Source organism: Azotobacter beijerinckii (assembly GCF_900110885.1).
Taxonomy (GTDB): Bacteria; Pseudomonadota; Gammaproteobacteria; order Pseudomonadales; family Pseudomonadaceae; genus Azotobacter; species Azotobacter beijerinckii.
In genome coordinates, this window is record NZ_FOFJ01000136.1 from 1 (window position 1) to 2,769 (window position 2,769).

General features: G+C 60.3%; 5 protein-coding genes. 1 reads left to right on the plus strand and 4 read right to left on the minus strand.

The window, feature by feature from the left end; genetic code table 11:
* Positions 1 to 64: 64 nt before the first annotated feature.
* Together tnpB and tnpA are read right to left on the minus strand one after the other, a co-directional pair.
* Positions 65 to 370, minus strand: a complete 306-nt coding sequence (tnpB, locus tag BMY22_RS23040) for an IS66 family insertion sequence element accessory protein TnpB (RefSeq protein ID WP_143068625.1) — start codon at positions 368 to 370, stop codon at positions 65 to 67.
* A complete protein-coding gene (gene tnpA / locus BMY22_RS23045; protein ID WP_090625635.1) occupies positions 367 to 693 on the minus strand; it encodes an IS66-like element accessory protein TnpA in 327 nt (108 codons plus the stop codon). The genes tnpB and tnpA overlap by 4 nt, the downstream gene beginning before the upstream one ends.
* Positions 694 to 1,121: 428 nt before the next feature.
* Between tnpA and BMY22_RS23055 the strand changes: the two genes are divergently transcribed.
* The gene (locus BMY22_RS23055) at positions 1,122 to 1,313 is read left to right on the plus strand and encodes a hypothetical protein (protein WP_090625638.1); all 192 of its coding nucleotides are present in this window, start codon (positions 1,122 to 1,124) and stop codon (positions 1,311 to 1,313) included.
* A gap of 165 nt (positions 1,314 to 1,478) precedes the next feature.
* On the opposite strand, the gene BMY22_RS25300 is transcribed toward BMY22_RS23055, so the two are convergent.
* Both BMY22_RS25300 and BMY22_RS23060 read right to left on the minus strand, forming a co-directional pair.
* Complete coding sequence (locus BMY22_RS25300; RefSeq protein WP_279626397.1) at positions 1,479 to 1,607, minus strand: hypothetical protein; 129 nt, start codon at positions 1,605 to 1,607, stop codon at positions 1,479 to 1,481.
* Positions 1,604 to 2,488 carry a TatD family hydrolase gene (locus BMY22_RS23060; protein WP_090625640.1) on the minus strand — a complete coding sequence of 295 codons (885 nt, stop codon included), beginning with the start codon at positions 2,486 to 2,488 and terminating at the stop codon, positions 1,604 to 1,606. The genes BMY22_RS25300 and BMY22_RS23060 overlap by 4 nt, the downstream gene beginning before the upstream one ends.
* Between the last annotated feature and the right edge of the window lie 281 nt (positions 2,489 to 2,769).

The window sequence follows — 2,769 nt, forward strand, 5'->3', positions numbered from 1 at the left end:
GTAGTCAAAGGGCGAACGAATAGAGGTGCTTTCATGGGCCATAGCATCGCCCGACACCGCATTTTCAACAACTACATCTATGAAACTGCACTAGGGCCTGAAGCTGCTCGGCGCTCAGCTCAAGCTGGGCACCCTGCCAGCTGCCTGGCCAGACGAAGCGGCCCCGGTTCAGCCGGCGCGAGGCGAGCCAGACACCGAAACCATCGTGAATCAGCACTTTCATGCGGTTGGCTCGTTTGTTGGCGAACAGGTAGGCGTTGTGCGGCTTCGCCACACCGAAGACCGCCACCACCCTGGCCAGGGCCGTTTCCGTTCCGGCCCGCATATCCAGTGGTTCGGTGGCGAGCCAGATGGCATCGATGCGGATCATTGCAGGAGCTCACGCATGAACCGGGCACAGCCTTCGGCATCGCCCGCAGGCCAGTGAACGGTCAAGGTCGTACGGCGATGAGGAATTTCGATGCGGATGTCCGCGCTGGATGAGCACTCCGCTCGCGCCGGCGATTCAAGCGCAAGCGGGATGAACGCCGGCAGGGTTTCAACTGCCTGGTTGCGAGCCGTGCGTATCCATTTATGGACAACGTTGCTGTTGATGCCATGGCTCAGCGCTACGCTGGCGACGGAGGCGCCGGGCTGGCCACACTCCTGCACGATTTGAGCCTTGAAGGCTGTGGAATAGGAACGACGCTGCATGATTTTCCCGCTTAAAAGCCTGGAGAGGGTGTCCACGATAAATAGGTGGACACCCTCTCCTAGCCTGGCGGGTTCAAGCCAGATGACTTGGCCGGACGGTTACCGAACACGAAATGATGGATCTACGCGAGCAGGTGCGAGTCATTACCGAAGATTGTCGCCGGCTGCTGGACAGCTGAGCTGAACACCACCCGGAGATAGGAAAAGCTCTCTCACAAATAGAAAGCCGCTATGCAGACGAAGTATGAAGACGGCCTTTATTGGACTCACCCGACCTACGGTCCCTCAGTGAAGGCGGCGTGTCGCATGGTCGAAATCAAAGGAAGTGTTGTCCAGATCGTTGAGCCCGCTCGGTCTGAGCATAGGTTCAACCAGCTTTCTTTCTTTGACGTGAATATCATGGTTGGCAAGGCCAACTCATCAAGGAAATGACCATCAAGCTGTTTGTCCTATTTGGCCAGCGCAAATGCGACTACTCCGGCCAATATGCCTTGGAAGCCCTGGCCTGTATGGATGAAATCGGCCACTCCGACAATCCCGACTACCTCGAAGGCGAGTATGCCAAGCACGAGCAGAGCGGCGAGTTCGACCGCCTGAGCATCGTCGATGCTGGCCTTTAGCGAGAAGGATGTGCGCCGCGTTCTTTATCCCGAGCAGCAGGTAGTTGCTGCCTCGGTAGTGCAAGCCCAGTGATCGAGGAAAACACTTCATAGCCTTTGTTTGCCTGATGCTGCCGACTGCTCTCAAGGCCTTGGCAGCACCAGGCTGATCAAGAAACGAACGGGTTAATAACAGGCTCTAACCGCCTGGAACTGCCGCTCGATCGAGGCGCGCAATTCGGCCAAGTCATGGGCCGGGTGCACATTGCCGCAATAGCCGATCTGGCCGGCAGTCCAACCCGCGCTGGCGTTCATTCGACCACCGGCTCCTGGCCGCGCAGGACGGAGTTGTCCTGCCACTGCCGGCGCTGGTCGATGGGCAGGGGAGTGCTGACCAGAGCCTTGTCCAACTGGCCGCTCTGGGCGAAGAAGTCAACTGGGTTGTGGAACAGCACCTGTTCGACCTGCGCCTCGCTGAAACCGGCGGCGAGCATCGCCTGGCCCGTCTTGGGCACCTTGAGCGGGTCGCTGATCCCCCAGTCGGCGGCGCTGTTCACCACCATCTTCTCGGTGCCGTACTCCTGCAGCAGGGCCACCATGCGCTGCTCCGACATCTTGGTGTTGGGGTAGATCGAGTGCCCACGCCAACAGTCACTGTCCAGCACCAACGGGAGGGTCAGTTCGTTCAGGTGGTCGATGATGACTAGGTGCTCGGCGATACCCACCTCGCGGATCACCGCCAGGGTGCGCTTGGTGCCGCCGATCTTGTCGCGATGTGGGGTGTGCACCAGCACGGGCAGGTTGAACTGCTTGGCCAGTTCCAGTTGGCTGGCGAAGAAGCGGTCTTCCTCGGGGGTGATGTCGTCGTAGCCGATCTCGCCCACCGCCACCACGCCGTCCTTCACCAAGTAACGGGGCAGGATGTCCAGCACTTCGCTGGCCAGGGACAGATCATTGGCCTCCTTGGGGTTCAACGCGATGGTGCAGAAATGGTGAATCCCGAACGTGCTGGCACGGAAGCGCTCCCAGCCCAACAAGGTATCGAAGTAGTCGATGAAGCTGCCGACGCTGGTGCGTGCCTGGCCCAGCCAGAAGGCCGGTTCGATGACGCCGGTGATGCCGGCGGCCGCCATGTTCTGGTAGTCGTCCGTGGTGCGGCTGACCATGTGGATGTGGGGATCGAAGTATTTCGGCATGGTGGGTCCTTGGTGTTTGGGGGAGTCCTGGTGGGTGTCAGCCCGGTACGGTGCCGTTGGGATGACACCGGTGGTTTTGCCAGTCCGTAGGCAACCGCCGCTGCTGGCATAGCCTGTCGAGGCGACTGGCTTGGGCCGCGTCGAGCAGGAGAAACGCGATGACATGGGGCAGCCCGTCGGGCACTCCCGGCCGGCGGCGAACCGCTCTTCGAGCAGTTCCAGCGCCAGTTGGTTGAGGAGATGGCTGCGACGTTGGGGCAACCCGAGCGCCTTCAATACTA

Coding starts and splice junctions, on each gene's coding strand:
- BMY22_RS25300 (WP_279626397.1), bottom strand. CDS start 1,607: ATGAACGCCAGCGCGGGTTGGACTGCCGGCCAGATCGGCTATTGCGGC.
- tnpA (WP_090625635.1), bottom strand. CDS start 693: ATGCAGCGTCGTTCCTATTCCACAGCCTTCAAGGCTCAAATCGTGCAG.
- tnpB (WP_143068625.1), bottom strand. CDS start 370: ATGATCCGCATCGATGCCATCTGGCTCGCCACCGAACCACTGGATATG.
- BMY22_RS23055 (WP_090625638.1), top strand. CDS start 1,122: ATGACCATCAAGCTGTTTGTCCTATTTGGCCAGCGCAAATGCGACTAC.
- BMY22_RS23060 (WP_090625640.1), bottom strand. CDS start 2,488: ATGCCGAAATACTTCGATCCCCACATCCACATGGTCAGCCGCACCACG.